Annotated in this window: 18 protein-coding genes; 5 read left to right on the top strand and 13 right to left on the bottom strand. The window is 42.7% G+C overall.

Annotated features, from left to right (window positions below):
* Positions 1 to 9 precede the first annotated feature (9 nt).
* From NYE35_RS11455 to NYE35_RS11435, 5 genes are all read right to left on the bottom strand, one after another.
* A complete protein-coding gene (locus NYE35_RS11455) occupies positions 10 to 2,427 on the bottom strand; it encodes a glycoside hydrolase family 31 protein (RefSeq protein ID WP_341121022.1) in 2,418 nt (805 codons plus the stop codon).
* A 22-nt stretch (positions 2,428 to 2,449) separates the two neighbouring features.
* The gene (locus NYE35_RS11450) at positions 2,450 to 4,054 is read right to left on the bottom strand and encodes an extracellular solute-binding protein (RefSeq protein ID WP_076100764.1); all 1,605 of its coding nucleotides are present in this window, start codon (positions 4,052 to 4,054) and stop codon (positions 2,450 to 2,452) included.
* Positions 4,055 to 4,099: 45 nt separating this feature from the next.
* Positions 4,100 to 5,023 (bottom strand): carbohydrate ABC transporter permease, encoded by a 924-nt coding sequence (locus NYE35_RS11445; protein ID WP_094902015.1) that lies wholly within the window; start codon positions 5,021 to 5,023, stop codon positions 4,100 to 4,102.
* Positions 5,024 to 5,040: 17 nt separating this feature from the next.
* On the bottom strand, positions 5,041 to 5,964 hold the full coding sequence (locus tag NYE35_RS11440; protein ID WP_036689753.1) for an ABC transporter permease: 924 nt from the start codon (positions 5,962 to 5,964) through the stop codon (positions 5,041 to 5,043).
* A gap of 82 nt (positions 5,965 to 6,046) precedes the next feature.
* Positions 6,047 to 7,651, bottom strand: a complete 1,605-nt coding sequence (locus tag NYE35_RS11435) for an extracellular solute-binding protein (protein WP_076105382.1) — start codon at positions 7,649 to 7,651, stop codon at positions 6,047 to 6,049.
* A 256-nt stretch (positions 7,652 to 7,907) separates the two neighbouring features.
* Between NYE35_RS11435 and NYE35_RS11430 the strand changes: the two genes are divergently transcribed.
* Both NYE35_RS11430 and NYE35_RS11425 read left to right on the top strand, forming a co-directional pair.
* A complete protein-coding gene (locus tag NYE35_RS11430) occupies positions 7,908 to 9,632 on the top strand; it encodes a cache domain-containing sensor histidine kinase (protein ID WP_254924564.1) in 1,725 nt (574 codons plus the stop codon).
* A 14-nt stretch (positions 9,633 to 9,646) separates the two neighbouring features.
* Positions 9,647 to 11,257 (top strand): response regulator transcription factor, encoded by a 1,611-nt coding sequence (locus NYE35_RS11425; protein WP_036689748.1) that lies wholly within the window; start codon positions 9,647 to 9,649, stop codon positions 11,255 to 11,257.
* A gap of 565 nt (positions 11,258 to 11,822) precedes the next feature.
* On the opposite strand, the gene NYE35_RS11420 is transcribed toward NYE35_RS11425, so the two are convergent.
* Positions 11,823 to 12,917 (bottom strand): glycosyltransferase family 2 protein, encoded by a 1,095-nt coding sequence (locus tag NYE35_RS11420; protein ID WP_038570004.1) that lies wholly within the window; start codon positions 12,915 to 12,917, stop codon positions 11,823 to 11,825.
* 181 nt (positions 12,918 to 13,098) lie between these two features.
* Between NYE35_RS11420 and NYE35_RS11415 the strand changes: the two genes are divergently transcribed.
* A complete protein-coding gene (locus tag NYE35_RS11415; protein WP_076296310.1) occupies positions 13,099 to 13,980 on the top strand; it encodes a DUF4850 domain-containing protein in 882 nt (293 codons plus the stop codon).
* Positions 13,981 to 14,111: 131 nt separating this feature from the next.
* Positions 14,112 to 14,924, top strand: a complete 813-nt coding sequence (gene thiD / locus NYE35_RS11410; RefSeq protein WP_036689743.1) for a bifunctional hydroxymethylpyrimidine kinase/phosphomethylpyrimidine kinase — start codon at positions 14,112 to 14,114, stop codon at positions 14,922 to 14,924.
* Positions 14,925 to 15,122: 198 nt separating this feature from the next.
* Here the strand turns inward: thiD and NYE35_RS11405 are convergent, their stop codons facing one another.
* The 6 genes from NYE35_RS11405 to NYE35_RS11380 all read right to left on the bottom strand — a co-directional run bounded on the left by NYE35_RS11405 (position 15,123) and on the right by NYE35_RS11380 (position 22,326).
* Positions 15,123 to 16,466, bottom strand: a complete 1,344-nt coding sequence (locus NYE35_RS11405) for a glycoside hydrolase family 30 protein (protein ID WP_076296309.1) — start codon at positions 16,464 to 16,466, stop codon at positions 15,123 to 15,125.
* 63 nt (positions 16,467 to 16,529) lie between these two features.
* Entirely contained in the window at positions 16,530 to 18,167 is a 1,638-nt protein-coding gene (locus NYE35_RS11400; protein ID WP_038569996.1) for a sugar ABC transporter substrate-binding protein, read from the bottom strand.
* 55 nt (positions 18,168 to 18,222) lie between these two features.
* Entirely contained in the window at positions 18,223 to 19,110 is an 888-nt protein-coding gene (locus NYE35_RS11395; protein ID WP_036689738.1) for a carbohydrate ABC transporter permease, read from the bottom strand.
* Between the two features lie 14 nt (positions 19,111 to 19,124).
* Positions 19,125 to 20,066, bottom strand: coding sequence for an ABC transporter permease (locus tag NYE35_RS11390; RefSeq protein ID WP_036689816.1), 942 nt, complete (start codon positions 20,064 to 20,066; stop codon positions 19,125 to 19,127).
* A 179-nt stretch (positions 20,067 to 20,245) separates the two neighbouring features.
* Positions 20,246 to 21,253 carry a LacI family DNA-binding transcriptional regulator gene (locus NYE35_RS11385; protein WP_036689737.1) on the bottom strand — a complete coding sequence of 336 codons (1,008 nt, stop codon included), beginning with the start codon at positions 21,251 to 21,253 and terminating at the stop codon, positions 20,246 to 20,248.
* Between the two features lie 170 nt (positions 21,254 to 21,423).
* A complete protein-coding gene (locus NYE35_RS11380) occupies positions 21,424 to 22,326 on the bottom strand; it encodes an ArsR/SmtB family transcription factor (RefSeq protein ID WP_076100771.1) in 903 nt (300 codons plus the stop codon).
* A gap of 150 nt (positions 22,327 to 22,476) precedes the next feature.
* Here NYE35_RS11380 and arfA point away from each other — a divergent pair, with 150 nt between their 5' ends.
* On the top strand, positions 22,477 to 23,982 hold the full coding sequence (arfA, locus tag NYE35_RS11375) for an arabinosylfuranosidase ArfA (protein ID WP_076100772.1): 1,506 nt from the start codon (positions 22,477 to 22,479) through the stop codon (positions 23,980 to 23,982).
* A 72-nt stretch (positions 23,983 to 24,054) separates the two neighbouring features.
* On the opposite strand, the gene NYE35_RS11370 is transcribed toward arfA, so the two are convergent.
* Positions 24,055 to 26,436 (bottom strand): alpha-L-arabinofuranosidase C-terminal domain-containing protein, encoded by a 2,382-nt coding sequence (locus NYE35_RS11370; protein ID WP_076296308.1) that lies wholly within the window; start codon positions 26,434 to 26,436, stop codon positions 24,055 to 24,057.
* Positions 26,437 to 26,603: the final 167 nt, after the last annotated feature.

Raw genomic sequence — 26,603 nt, 5'->3', positions numbered from 1 at the left:
AAATAGTGCTTAAAGCCTTGCTGATAGTATTTCGCATAACGCTCCATACAGTGTATGTTCAAGATCCAACGAGGCAAGAGAAGCCAGGGCCGCCATCGGCGTTACTGCTGCTTTGACTACATGGTAAATTTGTTCTTTCAATTGGAAAAGAATTTGCGCACGGTTCAGAAGGCTGAACACCTCATCATCTACAGAATTCACCGCAATCCGGGCATCTGTGAACGTTACCTCCAAGGAATGCTCTACCACTTGATCCGAGATCATGATCGTAAGCGTATGTGTTGCCTCATCATAGTCTATGTTTGCTTCGATTTCTGTGCCGCCAGCGAATACCTGTACCTTCGTATCAGCAAAACCGACAAAGGACAACTTCCATGATCGCCGCTCAGGCACAACCTTTGTATTTCCCTGAGCAGAGAGAATCTTGAAGCTGGCTCTATCCCCCATTTCCAGGATCATTTCTGTATCACACCATTGATCGTCCTGATCCTCCGCAGTATCGCCCTCATCCTCCCAGAGATGAAAATGACCCCTTCCTCCCGCAAATACACGGACCTCCATATGCCTCGGATTATCCACTGAAGAGGTGAATTGCGTCAGATCTGCCATGGGCACAATAGCACCTGCGTTAGCTAATACAGGGATATTCTCAAGATTGCGATAAAGAGAAAGCTTTCTGCCACCGTCGTACACTCTTCCGTTAAAAAAATCTATCCAAATCCCTTCAGGTAACCAAGCCTTAAATTCGGCAACGCCTACCTTTGGATTGACCGGCTGTGTAATCGGACAGGCAATAAGTTCCGTTCCGAAATAATATTCATTGGGCACTTCATAGGCTTCATTCGACAACGCATGATGATAATACATCGGTCGGATTAGCGGAAGACTATCGCGGCTGGCATAGCGATTCATCGTGTACAGATAGGGAAGTAAACTATGCCGCAAACGCAGGCAATCCTTCATCACATCTTCCGCAATCTTATTGAATCGCCATGGCTCCTTGCTGTTAAAGGCACTAGCAGAACTATGTAACCGCATAATAGGCGAAAACACACCGAATTGCACCCAGCGCATTGCCAACTCATCGTCTAAATAACCATTCATATGGCCCCCGATATCATGGCTCCACCAACCATATCCCACGTTAGCGGCGTTGGCTGTGAAGTATGGCTGGAAATCCAGCGACTCCCAAGTGACAATGGTATCTCCAGAGAAGCCCACAGGATAACGATGGCTGCCAAGACCTGCATAACGTGAGAAAGTAATCTGCCGGTTGCCTCGCCGGCCGCTATCCAGATAGTGATAATGGTTCAGCATCCAAAGCGGATCTAGTCCCGGTACTTTAGTCACTCCACCCTGCTGCCAATCAATCCACCAGAAGTCCACACCTTCATTCTCTAGCGGATGATGCAGAAACTTAAAGTATGCTCGCAAAAAATTCGGATCCGTAATATCAAATTCTACAGCATCACCCTTTTCCGGGTCCATACCCATCTCCGCAGCAATGGCTAGATAAGGATCTTCAAACGCTCGTACACCGTCTGCTGGATGTACGTTGAGCGTTACTCGAAGTCCTTTTTCATGCAGCCATGCCAAAAATCTTTGAGGCTCCGGAAACAGTTCCCGGTTCCAGGTATAACCCGTCCAACCACTGCCGTACTGCGGATCAATATCGACGAGATGCCAATCCATATCTATAACAGCGACGGAAAACGGAATTCGCTCGAGCTCAAACCGCTCCATTAGCGCTTTGTATTCTTCTTCTGAATATCGGTAATAACGGCTCCACCAGTTGCCAAGGGCATAACGTGGCAATAGGGGCGTACGACCGCAAAGGTGATAGAAATCCTTCAAGCAGTGCAAATAATCATGACCGTATCCAAAAAAATAAACATCGAGGCCAGCCAACGCCCGTAGCTCTACCCGTCCATCCTCTTCCAGTACTAGGGAGGTGCTATCATCAACTAACGTATACCCGGCACGTGAGAGTAGTCCGTGCTCCAGCGGAATGGCACCATCTGCATTATCCAGTGTACGTGCTGTCCCTCCCAAATCTTGGACTGTATCTCCATAATTCCAGACACTCATTAAATGACCCGCTTCGTTTCTCACCCGAATACTGAGACCATGCCGGGAGAAAGGCTGTTTGTCATAAGTTAAATGCAGGCGCTTCGTAATCAACTCAAGTTTATTCCCCAGATCCATTACGCGGAACTCTGGAACCGGAAAATTGCGATTCACAACGGTCTGTGACGCCCGATCTTCGAAATAACCTTCCTCACTATATTCCATCCGGATAAGCTCCGGAGTTAAGACAGTGAACCGATAGCACTCCCCCTGAATAATCGCATCAGCATTACTGCCTGGTTCAGAACGCAGCTTTAATTGGGTCGCCAAAGGGGTTGGCTCTTTCATCGTATTTCCCATCAAGTAAAAACCTCATTTCTTTTTATTCAACACCCATATAACGGCTGAAAGCATCTGTCCGAATTTTCACCATCTTTTCGAGGCCCATCCCCCGCAGCTGCTTCACATAATCATCCCACTGCTCGTCAATATCACCTGAGATTATAAATTGAGCACGCATTGTATTGACGTAACTGTCAATATCGGTGGTCAAGGTCGGCAGCTCCTGAAACTCTTCTGCAGTGTACATTACGTTAGGGAAAGGTGGTGTTGTGTAGTCACTTCCCAGCTTATCGAGTTGTAGCTTCAGTCCATCTCCGGTTTTAGGATTTAGAAAGATGGTCTTTTCAAAAGCTGGGCTCACATATTTCGGCCCGAAATCCCGGAGTGACTGTTCCCAATACCAAGCATCCGCACTGGTGCCGGTTGGAGGGTCCATCAATGTATACGTACCGTTGTCATTTTTCTTAATCACCGTTCCAATGGCACCCCAGAAATTCTGAATGCTGGCTTCATTGGTATAGAACTGATCCGCCCAGCGTGCAGCAATTTCTGGATACTTGCAGGATGTGGTGATCAACAGCTCGTTGCGTTCCAGATTCATCCCATACGGGTTCCCAACGGTGTAGCGCTTCCCGTCTGGTCCAGCAATTGGCGGAATGGTCACATATTGATCACTCCATTTGCCAAACATAGCGTCTGGCGTCCACTGATAAGAGAAGCCTACGATTGGGGCATCCGGATTTAGAAACTTTGCCGATCTCATCGTTTCGTCTTGAGTGAATACCTCTTTATCAAGTAATCCGTCTTTAAACAATTTGCTCTCCCATTTGAGCCCTTCTTTGTACTCCTCTGAAATCGGGTAATAAACCGCATTTCCGTCCTTGACCACCATGAAGTTATTATTCAAATCTGCGATTCCGAAGGGACTGATTAGATCATTACTTAATTCGATAAAAGGAATCTCATCCTGTTTTCCGTTTCCATTCGGATCTTGTTCTTTGAATGCTTTTAGCACGTTATAAAGATCGTCTATCGTATCCGGTACCTTCAAACCCAATTTGTCCAGCCAGGTTTTGTTAATCACAGGCTGACGAGAGCTTTTAGGACGTGAGGGTAATCTTGCAGGCAGCGAGTAGATTTTCCCGTCAGGAAAGGTGCTGATTTTTTTCATTTCCGGTGTTTCTTCCATAGCTGCTTTGAGATTAGGCATGTTGTGCTCAATATAGTCATCTAACGGCCGAAATAAGCTTAAATTATTGACGATATCCGCATCTCCGAAGGTCTGACTCCCTAAAATGATATCTGGAAGTGTGCCGCTGGCCAGCATAATAGACTTCCGTTCACTCCAATCATTGGAGGACATCACCTGCCACTCGATTTTGACATTCGTGTTCTTCTCCAAGTCCTTGAGCCATTGATTCTCGGTAAAAGAATCTCCCATGCTTACCCACCGGACAGTGAGTACTTTCAGCGTCACCGGCTTATCCACTATCGGCAATCCTTCTTTGTTAAATTCACCCGGTTCAGGTTCAACAGAATTAATCCCACTGTCCCCTTTACAAGCTGTAAGGCTAGCAAGCAACGTTGTCACTAAAAGAATGACGGTGATTGTTCTATATATCCTGTTTTTTTGTTGCTTTTTCATAACGTTCTTGCTCCCTTACGAATGTTAGTAGAATAGCTGAATGTACTATTCCTTCACTGCGCCGATCATTACCCCTTGGTTAAAGTATTTTTGTACAAAAGGGTACACGCACATGATCGGAACCGTTGCCACGATAATAACAGAATACCGCATCATATTGGCGAGTCGTAGTGCGATTTGCGCAGCTTCCCCGGTTCCCATCCCCGACTGCATCTGATTGGTGATCAAAATATTTCGCAGGATCAGCTGCAAAGGATACATATTAGGATTTTTCAGATAGATCAAAGCATTAAAATATGAATTCCAGTAACCAACGGCGATCCATAGACCCAGCACGGCAATAATCGCCTTCGACAGTGGTAAAACGATCTGTAGAAAATAACGAAGATTTCCACAACCATCGATCTGTGCAGCTTCCCATAAATCTCCCGGAATACTCGACTGAAAAAAGGTGCGGGCAACGATAATGTTAAACACCCCAACGGAGAAAGGCAGTACCATCACCAGAAATGTGTCGTACAGATGGAAATCACGGATCGTTAGAAAAGTCGGAATTAACCCTCCATTAAAAAACATCGTAAAGATGAAAAACAGGGAAAGATATTTTCGTCCCACAAGATCCTTTCTGGACAACGCATAGGCCGCAGAAATATTTACAATTAAACCGATTGCCGTCCCTACCACCGTATACATGATGGTATTCCAGTAACCGATCCAAATATTTTCATGACGCAGCAGCTCTTTGTAACCATCGAAGGTGAACCCTTTAGGAAATAACCAAACCTGCCCCCCCGCCACCGCGGAAGGATCACTGAACGAAGCAATGACGATAAAATATAGCGGATAGATTAAGATAACTAGAAAAATTGCTGATATAACATACATCACTATTTCCATTATAGTATCCGAAGAACGATTCTTCTTTATTTTCCCCACATTCCCTTTAGTAACTGTCTCTAAACCTCCCATTTCAATTCTCCTCCCTTCTACCACAAGCTATTTTCGCTTAGTTTTTTAGATATCTGATTGACCATGATCAATAAAATAAAATTAATAACGGTGTTGAATAGGTTGATCGCCGAGGAAAAGCTGTATTGACTGCTGAGCAAGCCAATTTTGTAGACATAAGTAGAAAGAATTTCACTTGAAGTGATGTTCAAGTCATTTTGCATTAGGTACACTTTTTCAAAACCAACCCCAAGCAATCCACCGACCCGCAAAATAAGCAAGGTTATCGCGGTTGGCATCAGCATCGGAATATCGATATAACGAATTTTATGCATCCGGCTTGCTCCGTCTACGGTTGCCGCCTCGTACAAGCTAGGATCAACTGCGGAGAGCGCAGCGATAAAGATAATGCTGTCCCAGCCGACATGCTGCCACACATCCGACCAAACATATACACTGCTGAATAATCCAGCGGAGCCAATCAGATCAGGAGCCTCTTTTCCAAAAAGACTATATATATTGCCCAGCAGTCCGGTGCTAGGTGAGAACAAAATCATCATTAAACCCACCATTACTACCGTGGAGATAAAGTGCGGCATATAGGACACCGTCTGGAAAAAACGTCTAAACCGGTTAGGTCTCATCTGGTTAACCATCAACGCCAGTATAATTGGAATCGGAAAGGTAATCAGACTGTACACACTGATGATCAATGTGTTTTTAATCGTTGATGAAAATTGATAGGAATGAAAGAATTTCTCGAAGTATTTGAATCCAGCCCATGGGCTGCCCCCTATTCCCAACGCAGGGCTATAATCCTTGAAGGCAATCAGCACCCCGTACATTGGCTTGTACGCGAATAATAACGTCAGAACTACAGCAGGAAAAAGCAATAGATAGAGACCCCAATTTTGTTTGATTTGTCCGAATTTCCGCCCGAAATGAAGTGGACCAGATTTCATGACATCCCCTCCTTATTTAAAATAGAGAATGCTACCCCACAGCTATCCTGTAGGGCAGCACCTTTTTCGAAAGACGAATAGGTTATTTCACGTTCATATAACGGGTGTAAGCATCCGTGCGAATCTTAACTAACTTTTCAAGTCCCATTTTATTAAGCTTGCTCACATAAGCATCCCAGCCCTCGTCAATTCCGCCTTTGCTAATAAATTGCGCCCGCATAGTATTCACATAGCTGTCGATATCCGTAGTCAAGGTTGGCAGCTCCTCGAACTCCTCAGAAGTGTACATTACGTTAGGGAAAGGTGTTGTTACATATTCACTGCCCAGCTTATCCAGTTGCAGCTTCAGTCCATCTCCACTTTCAGGGTTCAGGACGATTTTCGATTCAAAGGATGGGCTCACATATTTCGGTCCAAAATCACGTAGAGATTGATCCCAATACCAAGCATCTGCGCTGGTTCCAGCTGGTGGATCCATCAATGTATAAGTGCTATCATCGTTTTTCTTAATAACCGTTCCAATCGCACCCCAGAAATTCTGAATGCTCGCTTCGTCAGTGTAGAACTGATCTGCCCAACGTGCAGCAACCTCAGGATATTTGCAAGATGTGGTAATCAGCAGCTCATTACGGTTAAGATTCATCCCAATCGGATTTCCGATCGTATAACGTTTACCATCTGGTCCGGCAATCGGTGGAATCGTCACATATTGATCGCTCCATTTTCCAAACACGGCGTCTGGAGTCCACTGGTACGTAAAGCCTACAATTGGAGCATCCGGATTCTGGAACTTAGCCGATCTCATCGTATCGTCCTGAGTGAATACCTCTTTATCTAGCAAGCCTTCCGCATACAATTTATTTTCCCATTTGAGACCTTCTTTGAACTCCTCTGAAACAGGGAAATATATCGCTTTTCCGTCCTTGATGATCATATTATTGTTATTCAAATCGGCAATTCCGAAAGGACTGATCAAGTCATTACCAATTTCAATAAAAGGAATCTCATCTTGTTTTCCATTACCATTCGGATCTTGTTCTTTAAAAGCTTTGAGCACGTTATAAAGCTCATCAATCGTTTCAGGCACCTTCAAGCCCAATTTGTCCAGCCAGGTCTTGTTAATCACAGGCTGACGTGAGCTTTTTGGACGTGCAGGAAGTCTTGTTGGCAGTGAGTAGATTTTCCCGTCAGGAAATGTGCTGATTTTTTTCATTTCTGGGGTTTCTTCCATAGCTGCTTTGAGATTAGGCATATTTTGCTCAATATAATCATCAAGCGGCCGGAAAAAGCTTAGATTATTTACGATATCGGCATCCCCAAAGGTTTGATTTCCCAAGACGATATCCGGAAGCGTGCCACTCGCCAGCATAATCGACTTCTGCTCACCCCAATCATTGGAGGACATCACTTGCCAATCGATTTTGACATTCGTATTTTTCTCCAGATCCTTCAGCCATTGGTTTTGCGTAAAGGTGTCCCCCATACTCCCCCAACGGACAGTCAGCACTTTAAGTGTTACAGGCTCATTCACAATCGGCAGACCTTCTTTGTTATAGCTGCTCGTTTCATTTGTCGCTGCATTATTCCCGTTGTTACCGCCGCAGCCAGCAATTCCAAATACCATCGCAGCCGCCAGCAGACCCACAGTCCATTTCTTTGCAGTTTTTTTCTTACTGTGTTGACTCATCTCTTAATCCCCCATTTCAATTTATCAAAATGCATCTGAATAGCTTTATAATAACTTCTTATTTTTTCGTATTCCGGACTCATTAAGACGGTTATCCAGACCTTTGAATTCGCTTACAAAAAATGCAAAAGCTAAATGCTCTACTTGGGGAGATTTAATAACAGTATCCCGACTTCTGTATGTGCTATCCGGACTTTGAGGGAAATCGCTAGCGAGTTCTTATGTTTTTTTCACGCAGAGGTTTTATAATGACTTTATGATCAAAAAAACAGCGAACCACAAAACCTACCCCATTCGCCATTATATAAAAGTCATGATGTTGGTTTCATTCACAGTCCTTATTCTGGATTTAGGAATCAGCATCGCTTCCATTTCCATCGTTAAGCAGCAGTCCACTCGAAATTTGCAGGATACTGCGGCGCTTTACATCAATCGTATTAATCATGATTTTGCCTACATTAATCACTATATGGGCTGGACGCTTGGGAACGATGAGAGCTTACTAACGATGAATACTTACGGGGTCAACAGTATCGAGTTCTTAAAGGCAAATGATAATCTGTTCAAACGCTTTACCGAGCTGCAAAAAAACTACGGGCATGAGTATAACTTCTTCTACTATTTGAAAAATGAGACCTATTTTTTGAATTGCGCACCGATCAGCGTAACCTATACGGATTACAGGGAGCTGAAAAAAAAGATTATTTCTTATATTGATGATAAGGAGATGTACGAGAAGTTTTATTCCAAATGGACGCCTATTCTAGTAAACAACCATTATTATGTGATTAATATCGTGCCCTATTACAATCGCTATTTAATTGGACTGATCTCCGCAGATAATCTGATCCGGCCGCTACGCCAAATTAATCTTGGCGCCAATGGTTATGTTTCTCTAGTAGATGAGAATGAACAGCCTTTAACTAGTCCGATCTCCAATAGCGGAAAGCTAATAACGGAAAATGGGGGATTCTCTAATCTTTTGCAATCGCGTACAACAATCAACAGTGCATTCTCAGACACCACCTTCAGCACCAAAATGGTCATTAAATATGGCATATTCGAAAAAATCATGATTGCCCAGCTGCTTATTATGTTATTGTTCTTCATTGTGACCTCCACGTTATGCATTGTTCTGCTCTTTTTCAAAAAAAGAGTGTTAGGTCCGATTCAAAGCTTCTCCGATAACCTTGCTTTCATTAATGAGTCTGGGCAACCCGCAGATTTCAGAAGCAGTGAGATTATAGAGCTGGAACAGGCAAACACTCAGTTTAAAGGCTTGGTTGAACAAATCAAAACCTTTAAAATCGCTATGTACGAGCAGGAACTGGAGAAACAAAGAATACAGCTGGACTATATGAAGCTACAGATTAAACCACACTTTTTCTTAAACTGTCTGACTAGCATCTATAGCATGGCGCAAATTCATATGTATAAAGAAATTGAAAATATGACGTTGTCTACCTCTAAGTATTTCCGTTACATTTTTCAGAATGGCGAGAATTTTGTCCGGTTGGAGGATGAAATCGAGCATGTCCGAACCTACTTGGAGATTCAAAAGCAACGTTATCAGGACGCATTTATTTATTACATCGAACAAGAGGATCAGGCAGGCAGTGTGGAAATTCCACCGTTAGTGCTGCAAACCTTTATCGAAAATTCAATTAAATATGCGATTTCACGCGAACATGAAGCCGAAATCAGACTTACAGTACAACGATTACAGATGGAGCAGGAAGAAGAAATGCTCGTTATCCAGCTCACCGACACCGGTCCCGGTTTTCCACCTCAAGTGTTAGAGAAACTTAATCTTGGAGAGCCCTTGGATCAAAGTAAAGGTACACAAATCGGCATTATGAATACGCTTAAAAGACTAGAGTACCTATATTTAAAAAGAGCAACCGTTACCTTCTCCAATTTGGAGGGCGGCGGCGCTAGTGTAATCTTATATCTTCCGAAGCTTCCTAATAAATCTAAATGAATGGAGAGCAAACTATGAATGTACTGCTTGTTGATGATGACTTTTATGTTATTGCCGCATTGCAAAAGAAAATTGATTGGGAATCACTACACATTGATACTGTTTATACGGCTAATAATGTCGCTCAAGCACGTGAAATAATAGAAAAGCATTCTGTTCAAATTCTGATTTCAGATATTGAAATGCCACAGGGCAGCGGACTGGAATTACTAGCATGGATTCGCGAGGGAAATTATAGTATTCAGACTATTCTTCTTACCAATTATGCAGATTTCAACTATGCGCAGAAAGCAATCGAATTGCAGAGCTTTGAATATTTCCTTAAGCCCATTGAATTTGACAAGCTGATGTTGATCATCCATAAGGCGGTTACCCAAGCAAAAGAGCAGCAAAAAAACGAAAAAGCCATTCAGGGCGGTTACTTTTGGCAAAAAAATCAGGCGAAGATTCTTGAGCATTTTTGGCGAAAGCTAGTTAGTGGCAGTACATCATTTCCGATTAAATTGTCAGACATCACACATGCCATTGAAGAACAAAACCTCTCCTATCAAATGAGTGATACCCTACAGCCTTTGATATTTAACTTATTCCCTTACAATGGCAGTATGGGAAAAGAAGAAAAGGATCTGTTTGATTTTGCCCTGCTAAATGTATTGTACGAATTGTTTCAGCACCCTTGTTTTACCATCGAAAGCATTCTGGAATACAAAGATTATAACTGGATCGCCATATTAAAATGGAACCAGGCTCCAGATACGCAACTGCTTGAAGCATTATGTGCTTCTTTTATTCAAAAGGCGAATCCTTATTTAAAATGTGATGTCTGCTGCAATATTGGTTTAAACGATAAACTGAGTAATGTGGGGAATGTTCTAAAACAATCCCTGACTATGGATGAAGAAATTACGAGATGCAGAAATCAGACCTTTTTGGTGGAGGCTTACCTGCATCAAAATAAACCGGGCTATACACCACCGGATCTTGCCTATTTGGAAGAACTGCTGAATCAGAATAAATTCACTGCTTTTCTTGAAGAAGTTACACAATATTTAAAGGTCATGCTTAACAATAGAACACTTGAGACCTCTGTCCTTAGCTTGTTCCGTTTAGATGTAGTACAGCTAGTCTATTCATTTCTCAACCTGAAAGGGATAAGATCACACAAATTATACTCTGGCAAAACTAATGATAAATTATCTATGCACTCTTTGGATTCAATCGAGGATATGGAAGAATATCTTAAATACCTTGTCACTACAGCCATGAAATATCGTGACTTTGCTGCCCAGCCTAAGTCCGTCGCAGAAGAAATCAAACAATACATTCATTCACATTACGGCGATGACCTGACCCGAAATGATTTGGCTGAAATTGTCTATCTCAATCCTGATTACCTGGCAAGGATATTCAAACGAGAAACTGGGGTTTCATTAGGCAGTTATGTCATCCACGTCCGAATCGCGGCTGCGAAACATTTATTGGAAACCACAAATATGTCTGTATATACCGTCGCGAACAAAGTTGGCTATAGCAACTACTCCTATTTCTCCAAGCTTTTCAAACAAGAGGTAGGTCTCCCTCCAAACGATTATAAAAAGGAACAACAATACAATCCAGCTTACTAAAAGAGGGTAACCCAGCATCTAGTTCATGGATGCTGGGTTACCCTCTTTGGGATATCTTCTGCATATTAATTACTGTCTACCTTTACTCCTACGCTGCTGATAATGATCCACCTACGAGCTTACTCTTGCGCCCAGTAATCATCTGCCACTCCTTTACTCCTACGCTGCCGGGAATCTTACACCCCTGACTTTACTCTTACATCCAGTAACCATCCACCATGTCCCCCTGCTTCCGGACCCAGATGACGCTATTTGCGCATTTATCGCCTTTTGAGCACAGTTTCGGACTCCAGTGCAACTATTACTGTGATATTGCTCCAAATCGAGTGTGTTTCAGGTCAATAGCGACTATGCGGTCCGTTAGAATTCCAAATGTGGCATAAAGCAGCGTTTAAGGTCAGCTGAGTCCGATAGCTACTTCGTACGCGGAAATCTAATCGAATCTGCGAAGCTTGCCGGGGATCACGGGAAGGTTCCCCACCGCCAGTAATCTTGCAAGCTCCAAAAAACACATAAATGCCCCAGCAGTCATAATCAGAACGGCTGGGGCATCTCTTTTACTAAATTAAGCCTGAAGCGTTACATATTTATCGCCAAGCAGATTTTTGAAATAGGTGCGATTATATAACATACTAGGATGGGATGGATAAAAACTCAACGCCGTTTCATTGTGATGATTCGCCTTCTCGTGTTGGCCGAGACGATCATAACAGAGTGCCAATTGAAGATGCGGCAGCCAGGTATAAAAGATCCCATTCTTCATCCCCATCGAATCGTAATCCCGCGGTAGTTGAATCGCTAGCTCATACCAGTATGCGGCTGGTTGCAACTGGCCTTTTTCCAGCAGAAGTGCCCCCAGTCGGCAACAAAACTCTGAACGTGGTTTATCATACTGCAAGGTTTTACATAACGCTTCAAAAGCACCTTCTTTATCCCCCAGCCGTTCCCGGCATTCGGCAAGCTTTAGGCAAGCCTGGAAATTATCTTCAATCCAGCCCTGCCTACCCGCTAAAAAAATCTCATAGTATTTGCAAGCCTCTTCATTAATAGCATGATCTCTTAATTCATTCGCATAATAATACTGGTCTCTCGGCGAAAACACTTCACCCTGTGCAACTCGTTTTTGATAAATCCGCAAATTACGATCTGTGTATTCCTTATCCTTCTCATGTGTGATGCAGACATCACTACTAAAAGAAGGACCACTTACCTCTAAATACTCATGAACAGGCCCGATCCACTGAAAGTTGCAGCTGCGCCGAACCAGCCTGTTGCGGCGTAAACTAGCTGTGACATTTCCCGCTTCGTCAAAAGCCAGATTATATTGCATGTTCACACTGTGAATATGTCCCGGCAGGATTTCTTTTAGTTTTTTAAAAAGAATCTGATCCTCTTCCTTTATATAATCATCCGCATCAAGCCACAAAATGTATTCCTGAGTAGCTTTGCTAAAGGCAAAATTACGTGCGGCACTAAAATTATCAATCCATTCGAAATCATAAATTACAGCTCCGAAGGACAACGCAATCTCTTTCGTTTTATCCGTCGAGCCTGTATCCACGATAACAATTTCATCTACGAGACTTGCAATGGTAGATAAACATCGGTGCAAGCTTTTTTCTTCATTTCGTACTATCATACATAAACTAATCGTAACCATACTCGCCCTCCTACACGCTTTGTTTGAAATTCTTTCTATATTGATATGCAGGGTTTAAAAAATGGACTCCCGCTCTATCCCGCCCGATCATGAAGAACTTCAGAAATATAAAGGTTATGTAAGAAACTTTCCACTCCATTCTTAGGTCTATATAAGTAAGATCAAAGGAGGTACTGCATATATGAAATCCACACGAAGAGGTGTTAGAAACAGCTGGATCTTAACTTCAATATTGTGCGTCGTAATTGTACTAGTGCTGCTGATTGGATATAAAGGGCTCGACTGGGGAACGCCCACCACACCACCCCCGTCCACCAACGCACAAACTAATAATGAAGCAGATAACGAACCCAGCTCCACTCAAAAAATGCTCGAATTTCCTAGCAGTGATCCCGATAATGGGCAGGTCATCATTCCACTGCATACCACGCTCGCGCAGCTAAATATTGATAGTGGCAGCGAATATGTAAACACAGAAATCCCCCCCATACCTGAAATGACCTTTGCTTTATCTCAAGACATGAAAAACCAAGTAGAAGCAACGCTGGTCTACCGCCCTGATATCGGTGGAGGTTATCTTCTACTCGCTCCTGCCGGATGGCAGGCTACCGCGGTTGTCGGCGCTAACGGTTCTTATGGAGTTACCTTTCAGGATCCGAACCATCCGGAACAAAACATGAACTATTCAGATACGGCTTGGACTTGTATAGGCTGTGCTATCACTGCAATCGGAGCCTATTTCCCGGAAAAAGCCGAATGGGCTGACGCGTTGGGATTTACCATTAATAATCCGCTTAAGTTTAGCGAACAGCATATTTTAGGTACTGCAGGAGCTGAAGCCAGAACGGTCAGATATACGCTTCAAGCAGACGCGAATGGCTATCAGGACGAGGGTGCTGCCTATTACGATAAGGGAGAATGGGGTTATTTATTCCGCAGTATCGGAATACATCAAGCTCAAACATCCCCACAGCAGGAAGTAGTGGAGACCCTCATGAAGTTCTTTACAGATAATCATGGACCGCTCTTCATTGCTGACCCAAACGCAGAGAAGCTGGACTAAGGGTGGGAATTTTTAGAGGAAGGTATTTTCAACCTTGCTCTTGCTTTTAGAAAGACGTAGGTGCTATTTTTTGTTATAATCAATGCAATGCGTTGTTTATGAATTCAGACATATATAAAGGGGACGTAACCATGACTCAAATTATTAAAACTCTAACTATTGCAGGCAGCGACTCCAGTGGTGGCGCAGGCATCCAAGCGGATCTAAAAACATTTGAAGAGTATGGTACCTACGGCTTTAGTGCCTTGACCACTATCGTTACTATGGACCCGGACAACGGCTGGCACCATAATGTTTATCCAATTGATGCCTCCATTGTTGCTGAGCAGTTAAAAACTATTTTCGCTGGTGGCCCGGTTAATGCCATGAAGACAGGTATGCTTGGAAGTGTTGAAATTGTGCGCGTTGCAGAGCAAGCGATCAAAGAAAATCTTCAGACTAATGTAGTTATTGATCCAGTTATGGTGTGCAAGGGTGAAGATGAAGTCTTGAACCCTGACAGCGCTGAGGCTATTCGTGACTTATTGCTACCACTAGCAACTGTGGTCACCCCAAACTTGTTTGAAGCAGGTGTTCTTTCAGGTCTTGGCAAACTTACTACCCTTGAGGAAATGAAAGAAGCTGCCCGTCTGATTCATAAGCTCGGTGCACGTAATGTCGTGGTTAAAGGCGGCAAAGCACTCGGCGGCGATCAAGCGATTGATATCTTCTACGACGGTTCTGAGTACACTGTATTCCAAACAGCCAAAATCGAACCCGCTCACAATCACGGGGCTGGATGTACTTTTGCCGCAGCAATTACAGGCGGTCTAGCTAATGGATTAACGGTTCATGAGGCTGTTGCAAAAGCTAAAGATTTTGTCTCCGCAGCCATTCGTAATGGATTTGCGTTTAATGAATATGTGGGTCCTGTATTTCACGGTGGTTACCGTTTAGAACGTTAGAACTCGCAATCCAATTCACAAAAAATAAATGGCAGTCCAGACGCTGAACTTCAGCTCTGGACTGCCATTTTTATTTACTATTATTGAAAATCCGTAAATTCAAAACTTTGCTTACCGAACATAGATTTTTTATACGATTATTTTCATAAAAAAAGCACCCGAATCAAGATTCGAATGCTTCTGAGCTACGTCCAGCAATTATTTTATCAAAATGGATAAAGCACTTTTTGACGCCAAACGGAAAGATAATTCATCCGCTCCCGGCAAGTTCAAAGCCACATTCTCAGCCTTTTCGCTATCGTTGAACAGAACAACTGCAATAGAGTTATCTGTATTCTTAAAAGCTACTGAGCGAATCACTTCTTGATTGGTGGAGGCGTCAATACGCACAGCCTTCGGACGAATAAATTTACTGAAATGGGCCAGCGCATAATAGTCGAGCGTATACGTAAGCTCCTTGGTCTCTTGGTTGACTGTCACAACACCACGACAAGTACTTTTGCCAAAACCCGGTACGGTTGGGCCGTTCTTTTCATCTAAGGCCATATTCCATAACACAAAGGATTTACTATGATTTCTAAGAATATCAATCCCTGTTCTCATTACATTGGAGAAGGCTTGTTCAAACGGAGGAATCCATTCTCCACCAGAACCTTCTGTAAAATGCACTTCTTTATCAGCATAAGCTTTCAGAACCTCTGATTGCGCTGATGCATTGCCACCATACCAGTGCCAAGCTACACCATCTACTTCATCTTTTGCATAATCGAGCACGGTTAACGGATAATCTGGACGATCCCAGTTGTGGTCGTAGCAGAGAATTTTTGTAGCGATGTTGTGCTTAACAAAGCTAGGCTTCAGGTAGTTTTTAATGAAATCTTTTTGCGCCTCAGGCAACATTAACATACTAGGGTAGTGTTTTGGTTCAAATAAAGGCTCGTTCTGTGGTGTTACAGCATAAGTTGGCAATCTGTGCCCTTCAAAAGCTTGAATATATCGAACAAAATAATCGGCATAAGCCTGATAATATTCTTGTTTAAGTTCTCCAGCAATCATCGATCCGCTAGTCTTCATCCAACCTGGTGCACTCCATGGAGAAGCCATCAGTTTGATCTCAGGGTTAATTTCCAGAGCTTGTTGCAACAAAGGGATAATGTCTGCTTCATCATGTGCGATAGAGAAGTGGGTTAATTCCGTATCCGTTTCCTGTGCAGGTCTATCATCATAGCTATAAATATCTCTAGCATAATCCGATGCCCCCATTGGATTTCTTAATACGGACAAACCAATTCCATCTTGTGCGTCAAAAAGCTTGCTCATGACTTCCTTTTTCTGTTCGTTGTCCAGGACTTGATTAATCAAATAAGCGGATGAATCCGTAAAAGATGCTCCAAAGCCATCCATTTCCTGAAAGGTTTGATTCTCGTCAATAGTTACAGTAGTGGTCGCCTCTGCGTCAGCAATTGGAGTTAATTGTTGCAGACTTTGCTCTACAAACAATGTATTCTCCCCGGTGGATTGATAAATTTTAAGCTCTGGCATGTTGTTTCCCTCCATCTTTCTATGAAGAGGCCCCAGTGAAGGGGCCACATTCTATTTTCTAACTTATTTAAGGCCTAATTTTTCTTTGTTGTTTTTCATTTTTTCAGAACGAACTTCTACAATCTTATCCCAGTTGTTATCATTTAAAAATGTTTTGTAAGCAGCTAAGGTGCTGTCGAATGTAGCATCGTCTTTAGCGCGGATCATACTTACAAGCGTAGTGTTCCAAGTAGTATCAATTGCAGTAAGACTGCGAGCTTCAGGCGTTCCTTGAGCCGGGTTAATGTTTTCAAGAATAAAGTGTGGTTTCAGCTTTCCTTTGCCCCACTCTTGCATTTGTTTAATGGAATCTGCGAATGCGTCGTTACTTAGCGCCTTATCACGGTCATGTCCAAAGAACATAAATTCACCCATCCGGTAATCCTTTTTGAATTTATCGGCATTATTTAATTGCAGGTCTTTGATTTCAGGCAAGAATTCAATTTTACCGCTGTCGTTAACTTTATAGGTTTCTCCTTCAATACCGTAGTTCATGAGCTTTTGTCCTTCGTCGCTGAGCAAATAAGTGTAAATTTGAATCGCTTTGGCAGGGTCCTTAGCCTTTTTAGTAACATAGCTAATCATCCAACCTGTAATTCCTGATTGATTCAACGTTGGTTCATGTCCAACAGTACTTTGTGGGCCATCAATAGCGATATATTCCTTGCCTGGATTTTCTGTCATGAAGATTTGCAGGTTACCACTTTGTTGCGGTGTTCCATCCAAAAGTATTGTTGCATATTTACCGGATTTCACTTTTTCTTCAAAGGCAGTACCGTCATCAGCAAAGCTGTCATCACTGATGTCACCATTTCTGTAGACTTCATTTAACGTTTTCAACCACGTCAAGTAATCCTCATCCAGGTTACGGTTGTAGAATTCGCCATTTTCAGTTTCCATCGGCACTCCGATGAAGTCCTCCAATACATCTCCCAAAGAACCAGTGCCTGAACCAATGGAGTTAAAACCAAAAGGAATCATGTCCGGGAATTGCTTTTTGATTTGTTGCATTACACTCTTGAATTCTTCAGGAGTTCCAAAGCTTGGTTTTCCAATGGCCTCGTAAACATCCTTGCGGATGACAAAGGCTGTTTTGGCAGGGATGTTACCGCTATCATAATCGTTTTGCGTATTGGAATAGTTAGGGTATCCATAGGTCTTGCCATCAGCTAACTGGAACCAGTTCATCGTATCTTTTTCTGCAACTTTATTGAAATAAGGATCATATTTATCTGCCAGATCATTCAAAGGCAATGCCCATGTAGCAGCTTTTTGTACGACTGGAGAGTTGGAATCAAAAATAGTCAACAGGTCTGGCATTTCACCGCCGGCAAAAATCGTATTTAGCTTAGTGTCATCGCCTGTAATGAATTTAATGTTGATGTTTAAATCCTCTTTAATTTTCTTGGTGACAAGGTCTTTTCCGAAATCAGTATTCCACCAGTCTGCATTCACGTACCAAGTCAGATCTGTTGTCTCTTTTTTTGTATCCAGCTTCCATGCCGGTGTTTCCGGATCTATAGTATAACGGCCTTCAATGGAGCTTAACTCTTTACTGGAGCTGTCAGAATTACCTTTCGATCCACAACCTGTAAATACTAATACAACAGCCATAAGTGCCGTACAAAGTTTGAGTCCTTTTTTCCCAAATGCTTTGTTCATCTTTTATTTCCCCCTAAAATGTTTTGTAAGTATTCACTACTTGGAGATTTACTTACTATTCCTTCACCGCCCCCATCATCATGCCTGAGATAAAGTACCTCTGTAATATTGGATACATCACAACAATCGGCAAAGTTGTAATGACAATTGTTGCTAGTTGAACCCCTTTAGTCGTAGTTTCGATAATCGCAGATCCACCCACATTTTGCATGGATTGTGTTTGCGACTGAACAATGATTTCATAGAGCTTCATCTGCAGCGGGTAGAGCGATTGATCGGTAATATATAACTTGGTGGTCATAAAGTCGTTCCACTGCCCAACCCCGTTAAATAACGCAATGGTGGCCATAGCCGGCATGGAAAGAGGGATAAAGATTTTTAGGAAAATGCGCCAGTCACCTGCACCATCAATTTTGGCTGACTCTTCAAGTGAATCCGGTACATTTCTGAAGAAGTTCATTAGAATAACTACATCATAATAACTGAACAAGGCCGGGATAATATAAACCCAGAAGCTGTTTAAGAGGCCTAATGATTTAATCAATAAATACGTAGGGATCATTCCACCAGAGAAAAACATAGTGATTACACCCATGGCAACATACAGCTTACGTCCACGTATGTATTTCTTACTCAAGCCATAACCGATCATGGCACAAAAGAATACGTGGGTAATGACACCAATAAATGTTTTGGCAAGCGATACTACGAATGCTAAACCAATGGTCTCATCTTGAAATACAGCACGATAATTTTCCAAGGAGAACTCTGGAGACCAAAATATGAATCCGCCTTCCGCAAGCGCCTTGCCCGAGCTTAAAGAGGATATGACTACATTCCATAAAGGAACGACAATAATGATTGTACAAATACAGAGCAGGATAATATTTAAGGTATTAAAGATTCGACTATCGAGATCTTCTTTAGCCACCGTACGATTCACAGAAATGCCTCCTTCTACAGAACTGATTGATTATCATTTAATTTACTGGATACTTTGTTGGCGCTAATCAGTAGGATGACTGAAACGATGGAGACACCTAAACCAACAGCAGTAGCATAAGAGAAGTCACCTTGCGTCATACCCATACGATACACATAAGAATTAATGACCTCCGCCTTAACGCGGTTCTGAGAATTCATCAATACCAGGGTTTGATCCAGATTTGATCCTAATAAACCGCTTACAGTGAGAATCAGATTTAAACTGATAATCGGTTTCATGTTAGGAAGCGTGATATTCCAAATTTGTCTCATACGGCTTGCGCCATCTATTTTGGCAGCCTCATAATAAGTAGGATCAATTTTCGACATAATGGCTAAGTAGAGAATCGTTCCCCAACCAGCCTCTTTCCAAATATCGGATAACGTTGCAATCCACCAGTATTTATTCGCATCAAGCAAAATATTTACCGGTTTCGAAATCAGTCCCAAACTGAGCATAATCTCATTAAACATACCGGATGAGGAAAACCAGGCAATCAGCATCCCGCCGAGAACGATCCAGGACAAAAAGTGTGGTAAATAAGAGATGGTTTGCACTATCTTTTTAAAGCGTCCACCACTTAACTCGTAAATCATTACGGATAAAATAATAGGAATAACAAACCCTATGGCTAATTTCAGAAAGCTGATCCCTAATGTATTGACTACAGCGTCCCAAAAATATTTATCAGATAAAATAATTCTGAAATTATCGAGCCCTACCCAAGGTGCAGAATCGAGTGTATCAATTACGGTGTAGCTTTTAAAAGCAATCGTCAATCCGTAAATCGGAATAAAACAAAAGATAATCATAAAAATAATTCCCGGGATGACCATGGATTGAATTTCCCATTGTCTCTTATAATCAATTACAAATTCTTTGACCCTCTGCCCCATAGGCTTTTTCCCGCTCATTGGATTCTTTCCGTTTGTTGGCACTACGGCTAATTTATCCACTTTTTCTTCTCCCCTCCAAATCATGATCCCCAAACAATAAAAACGTTTTTATTTTTTTGAAAAAAAAACCCTCCCAAAACAACAAAATTTTAAAAAATGATCGGGTGAAATCTTGAACCCATTACATATATGTGTTCTTACCGACCAATCTTTACTTGACTAGAACCTCTTACGACTAATTCACCCGCCAATTTCATCATCTCGCCCTGTTCCTTCTTCTGGATCATGCGAACTAGGTGATTAATAGCCAAAATACCCTGTCTAGCAATTTGATTTCTTACCGTAGTTAAAGGCGGTGAGAAATACTGCGCAATATCAATATCATCAAACCCCATAACGCTAACATCTAGCGGAACTTCGTATCCATGCGATTTCAAAGCTTGAATACATCCAATTGCACTCAAGTCGTTCCCTGCTAAGAAGGCATCAGGTATTTTATCAGGACTATAGTGAAGGAAAGATTTTATAGCGTTGTAAGTGCTTTCTTCCTCAAAATATCCTTGTATAATATACTCTTCATGCGTGGGTAGCTGATACTGACGCAAAGCAGCTAAGTATCCTTCTCTCCGCTGAACACTGTCGTACATCTCATCCACACCAGATATGTAAGCAATCTTTTTATGCCCTAGACTGATTAAATATTTGGTCGCTTCAAACCCCGCTTCAAAGGAATCAAAAATCACGCTTCCCATCGTGTCGTTCTTAAGCGGCCGATCCAGAAATACAGCCTTGATCTTGTCTTTCACCATTGCGGCAATTTCTTCTTCGTCTATTCTCAGCTCTTCGTAGATAATGACACCATCCACTCGCCGGCCTAGAATATTGCTCATAATCACTTGTTTATCCTTGGTAACAAATACATTCAGCCCGTAACCTAGTCGATCACATTCACGCGACATGGACTCGACCAGTTTATAGAAGTATGGACCCGACACACTTGTTGTGAAAAAACCCAGCATTTTGGTTTTTCCGTTCCTTAGGAGCTTACCGTTTAGGTTAGGAACATAATTTAATCGCTTCGCAACCTTAAGAACATGTGATTTGGTCTCCGGGTTCAATACATCTACGTCATTTAGCGCGTTGGAAACCGTAGAAATGGAGACTCCAGCCTCTCTGGCAACATCTTTGATCGTTACCTTTTCCATAATGATTCAATCTTCCTTTACGAATAAAAACGTTTTTATAGATTTAAATTAACATAAAAACGTTTTCATTACAATATATTTTTTATATTTATTTTATCAGAGGTAATAATTGGTACACAAGCTTAAATTTTCTACAGAATCTTATAAACACTTTACCTGCAAACTCGAAATCATTCGTAATACACTCTAAACATAATGTCTTGCTCGTAGTTCCCAAATCCACGGCCATATATGGTTAGTCCGCCTCTTCTCCGTCCGCTATTCTCTGCCGTTAAACGAAAGGTCCACTGATCCTGCTCTACTCGTACATCCTCCAAGGTAATATCTGAGATTTGCTGCCCATCCACAAAGGTTCCACCTGCATTAATCCGCAGAACCTTAAGCAAACCATATTGGTTAACATCCGAACGCCACCAAATGGGATTTAATCGTCCTCTAGTGAGGCCAAAGTCGCCCGGACTAGTCCATTTCCCTAAATCCTGTCCATTCATCATAAAGCCGATATCCGACGGCCACTTCTCATTTACATGTGGAGCTTCGGAACCTATTTCCAGTGAAATCTCAATCTCTTGCACCACTTGATCTTGAAATAGATAATTTGGAATCTTGTACTCGATAGAACCTTTCGCAAACCATACAATGCCGGCATTCACCCGTTCCGGGTCCAGAAAATAACGTGGATCATCATAATAGCCGATCAGTTTCTCAGTAGTAGCAATCCCGCAGGTAGGTAAAGCCTGAATATCGGTATATTGCCCTACAGGGATAGACACCTCAACCACCTTTCTGGCAACTCCACGGGAGCCCGATAATTTAATCTGCAGGTAATTCGCAGACAAAGAACAATATTTATAGGTCCCTCCATTTACTCGTCTCATTTTAGAACTGATCAGGCCTGCTTTTTGCAGCTTTGCTACATGAGTACTAACAATTGCACTACTAAGATAGAGCTCCGCTGCCAGCTCTTTGATGTGCATCTCTCTGCGGTCCAGAAGTTCAATAATTCGCAGCCTAACTTCACTTGCCAGTGCTTCATACACCTGCAAGGATTCAGAATCTGTGGTTAAGTACATTTCAACGTCTCCTATGCTTATTGAATTAGTATTTTAACGAATCCTAAATTAATTCATTGCTTATTATAAGCTAAAATCAGTATCATGTAATCATAAAACAATTACTTAATTAGTGAAATCATTAATTCAACTAGAGGGAGCTGTACACTCATGCCGATTAAATCGACAATGATTATTGACAAAGATTTCAGACTAGCTGAAGTAGACCCGCGGATCTACGGCTCATTTATCGAACATTTAGGAAGAGCAGTTTACGGTGGGATTTATGACCCGGGTCACCCTACTGCGGATCAGAATGGTTTTCGGAACGATGCCATCGAAGCTATTCGTGCCCTAAACGTTCCTATCATCCGTTATCCTGGAGGAAACTTTGTATCCGGTTACAATTGGGAAGATGGGGTTGGACCCAAGCATGAACGCAAGCAATCTCTTGAATTAGCTTGGTGGACCACAGAAACCAATCAAGTGGGTACCAACGAATTTGCAGATTGGGCTAAGCTCGTAGGCAGCGAAGTCATGATGGCAGTTAACCTTGGAACACGCGGCATCGATGCAGCTAGAAATCTAGTAGAGTACTGCAATCATCCTTCCGGTTCCTACTACAGTGACCTGCGGATCTCTCATGGGTATAAAGAGCCCCACGCTTTTAAGACCTGGTGCCTCGGAAATGAAATGGATGGTCCGTGGCAGATTGGAGCTAAAACCGCGGTCGAATATGGCCGGTTAGCGAACGAAACTGCAAAAGCTATGCGCTGGGTCGATCCAACGCTTGAGCTTGTGGCTTGTGGCAGCTCCGGCAGCGGCATGGACACTTTTGCCGAGTGGGAAGCTACCGTGCTTGATCTTTCTTATGATAATGTGGATTATTTATCACTGCATACGTACTACAATAACAACAATGACGACACGCCTAACTTCCTAGCCCGCTCCATGGATTTGGATCATTTCATCAGCAGTGTGGCTGCCACCTGTGATTATGTTCAAGCGAAGAAAAAGAGCAAAAAGAAAATAAATCTGTCGCTCGATGAATGGAATGTATGGAAATCACAAGGCAGCAGCCGTGCCGAACAACACTGGCAGATCGCACCGCCAGAATTCGAAGATGTGTACACACTTGAAGATGCACTTGTTGTGGGCTGCTGTCTTATTTCATTATTGAAGCATGCTGATCGTGTGAAAATGGCCTGCTTAGCGCAGCTGATCAATGTTATCGCCCCAATTATGACTGAAAATGGCGGACCGCTTTGGCTGCAGACTACTTATTATCCGTACCTGCATGCTTCCCTTTATGGTCGTGGAACCGTACTTCACCCGCTGATTTCCAGCCCTAAATACGATTCCAAAGATTTCACTGATGTGCCTTATTTGGAAGCCATTAGTGTATACAACGAGGAACTGAATGAAGTAACCGTCTTCGCTGTAAACCGCCATTTATCCGAAGGACTAGAGCTCGACGTGGATCTGCGCAGCTTCAGTTCCGTAAACATTATTGAGCATATTGTACTGGAACATGAAGATATTAAAGCTGTAAATACCAAATCCAATCCACATAATGTGATGCCTAGCCAAGGCAAAGCCGTTGTTGAGGGTGGACATGTAAAAGCCCTTCTCGCAAAAGCTTCCTGGAATGTGATTCGACTGCGTGTGAACGGCTAAGTTAACTTGTAATAGTCATAGAAACGCCCCCATGAATCTTTAATAAGCCTTAGATTCATGGGGGCGTCTTCGTTATTTTATTCTGAAAATTGTCACGGATTGCTTCGGAAATTCATAAGTAAAGCTGCTTCCTTCTGTCTTAAAGCTGGTTTGTTTCGGAGAGACCCGCTGCTTATTCTCAAAGTTATTTTCGTCCTCAAGCTGGTATCCCGACATTTCATAGACTTCGATGGTCAGTGCTTCTTTTACCAAAGATTCCAGTACAACCTTTGCAGAAACACTGTTCTCTTGTACATTTACTGTCTTGAGGATAATATCCCCCGTTAAATCTTCCACACTTGCCGTGTAATACAGCGGTTCAATGACCGGAAGTTTATCTTCTGTCTCATTCACCAGTTCTCCGTTAATAAAAGTACGGATATGTCTGCCCACTACTTCTAACTTAAGATCGTATTCTACATCTGTTTCAACCGTAAACATAGCATGCGTCAGAACAGAATTTCTTCCGTTGATAATTGAGGCCACAATCGAATCCTGATTCTGCCAGCCACCCAGCTCCCAGTACAAATGATTCTGATCATCCGCTTTACCAAAATAGAAGATAAACCCTTTATTTCCTGCGGTTCGTGTAGCCTTAAAATGTAAAGTATAGTTTTCCCACTCTGTCTCACCAAGCTCTTGTGTCCGTTTAGCCGTTCTATTCTGAGCAGGGTCAGGCAGATTTGAGACTTCCTCTGATAAGTCAGAGTACGTCTTCACTTCTCCCGTAAGATTGTTGACTAATGTGATCTCGGAGAAACGAGCAGCAGAGGCATCCACACCGAAACTGACGGCTCCAGTGATCGCTTCCTTTCTGCTTTCCTTCGGTGCCGTGAAGCCATCTGCTTCCATCTTCAGCAAATGATCTCCCTGATGGTTCATGAATAGCTTTTGCACATAATAGTTTGCCGTGCCGTACACTTCATGATTATTGAACCAGATCAGGTCCGGCTTCCAGTTGATATAATCCACATTACAGAGCATTGGAGCATAACAAGCTAAGCCAACGGCATGGGCATTATTTTGCAGACCTGTCATAAATGCTGCTTCCACCAATGCATTGTAATAGGTATTGCCCCATGAAGCATATTCACCGAGGAATACCTTTGGCTCATCCGCTTTGAAGTCATCATAACGATGATGATTAGCCAGGAACCATTCAGGTGTACAGTAATAATGCTCGTCTACGAGGTCAGACTTATTCTCTTTTGCCGACGTCCAGCCCCGTTCATATTCCTGACCGGCAGAGAACGGGCCACTAGAATTAATGACCTTGATTTCCGGATATTTTGCTTTGATGGCTTGATGAAAGTAAGGATATCTCTCGAAAAAGGGTGTACCTACCTCTTCGTTCCCAATGCCGACATACTCCAGCCCAAAAGGCTCGGGGTGACCCAGTTCTGCACGAATGCCTCCCCACTTCGTGGAAGAATCCCCCTTGGCGAATTCAATTAAATCCAAAGCATCCTCAATCCAAGGCGTTAATTCATCCAGCGGGACCATCCGTTTATGATGCGGGTCATAGCCGCCCGGAAGAACGGGGATCGGCTTAGCTCCAATATCCTCACAGAACTGAAAATATTCATAATAACCTAACCCAAGCGTCTGATTATATGACCAGTTATTGCGTCTTGCCGGTCTTTGTGCAACATCCCCAATCGTATTCTTCCATCTGTACATGGAGTCTCTGTCATCTGGATCCAAGGAACCGTCATGCACCAGACATCCTCCTGGGAACCGCATAAATTTAGGTTTTAAATCAGCGAGCAGCAGCGAAATATCTTCACGCATGCCTCCGGGTCTATTCTTAAAGGTCTTCTCAGGAAACAGAGAAACCATATCCAGATATACCTTCCCGCTACCTTTGGTAACGATTACAAGACGACTGCTTGTGTCAGTGCTATTAGCTGTGATAACGGCTTCATATCGGTTCCATTCCGAGCTGCTAACGGCTATTTCCACTTCACCAAGAATGGTGCCGTCTGTGCTTTCGATGTTTACGGTAAGCGGCACATCAAAGCTTGTCTCCCGGCGGGCATACACCGAGAAGTTATAATTCTCGCCTTCTTTTACCGGAATACCACTGTTAAAGCCTAGATTCATCAGGCCAACGCCGTCACCTTCAGCCACAATATCGATGGCAACATAATGTTGGTTACGATCATTTAAGGGCTTGCTGTCTTCTACAGAGATATTCACCTTTCCATCTCCACGTTCTACAGGCTCCCAAGCCATCAGCGCATGATAATCTGCCCGGTCAATCGGGTCGAATTCAAAAGATCGGTTCTGAACTAGCTCAGCGTAAAGCCCACCATCGGCCGCATGATTCAAATCCTCGAAGAAAATACCGAATAGATCGCCTAACTCCGCCCCCCGCTGCTGCGTATGTATCGTCAATTTTCCTTCTGTCTTCATTCTTTTGTCTTCCTCCTTGTGAATTCCAATTTGATTTATATTTATATTACTTAGTTCATATCAATATAAATCATTATAATAACTCCTCTCTACATTCGTCAATTCGAAAACGAAAAACTGACACCGAATACCCCTCGATGTCAGTTCACACTAGGAAGCCCCCTAGT

It is taken from the genome of Paenibacillus sp. FSL L8-0494 (assembly GCF_038003695.1).
In the GTDB taxonomy this organism is placed as follows: Bacteria; Bacillota; Bacilli; order Paenibacillales; family Paenibacillaceae; genus Paenibacillus_AQ; species Paenibacillus_AQ odorifer.
This window is presented reverse-complemented; position numbering and strand designations above follow the sequence as displayed.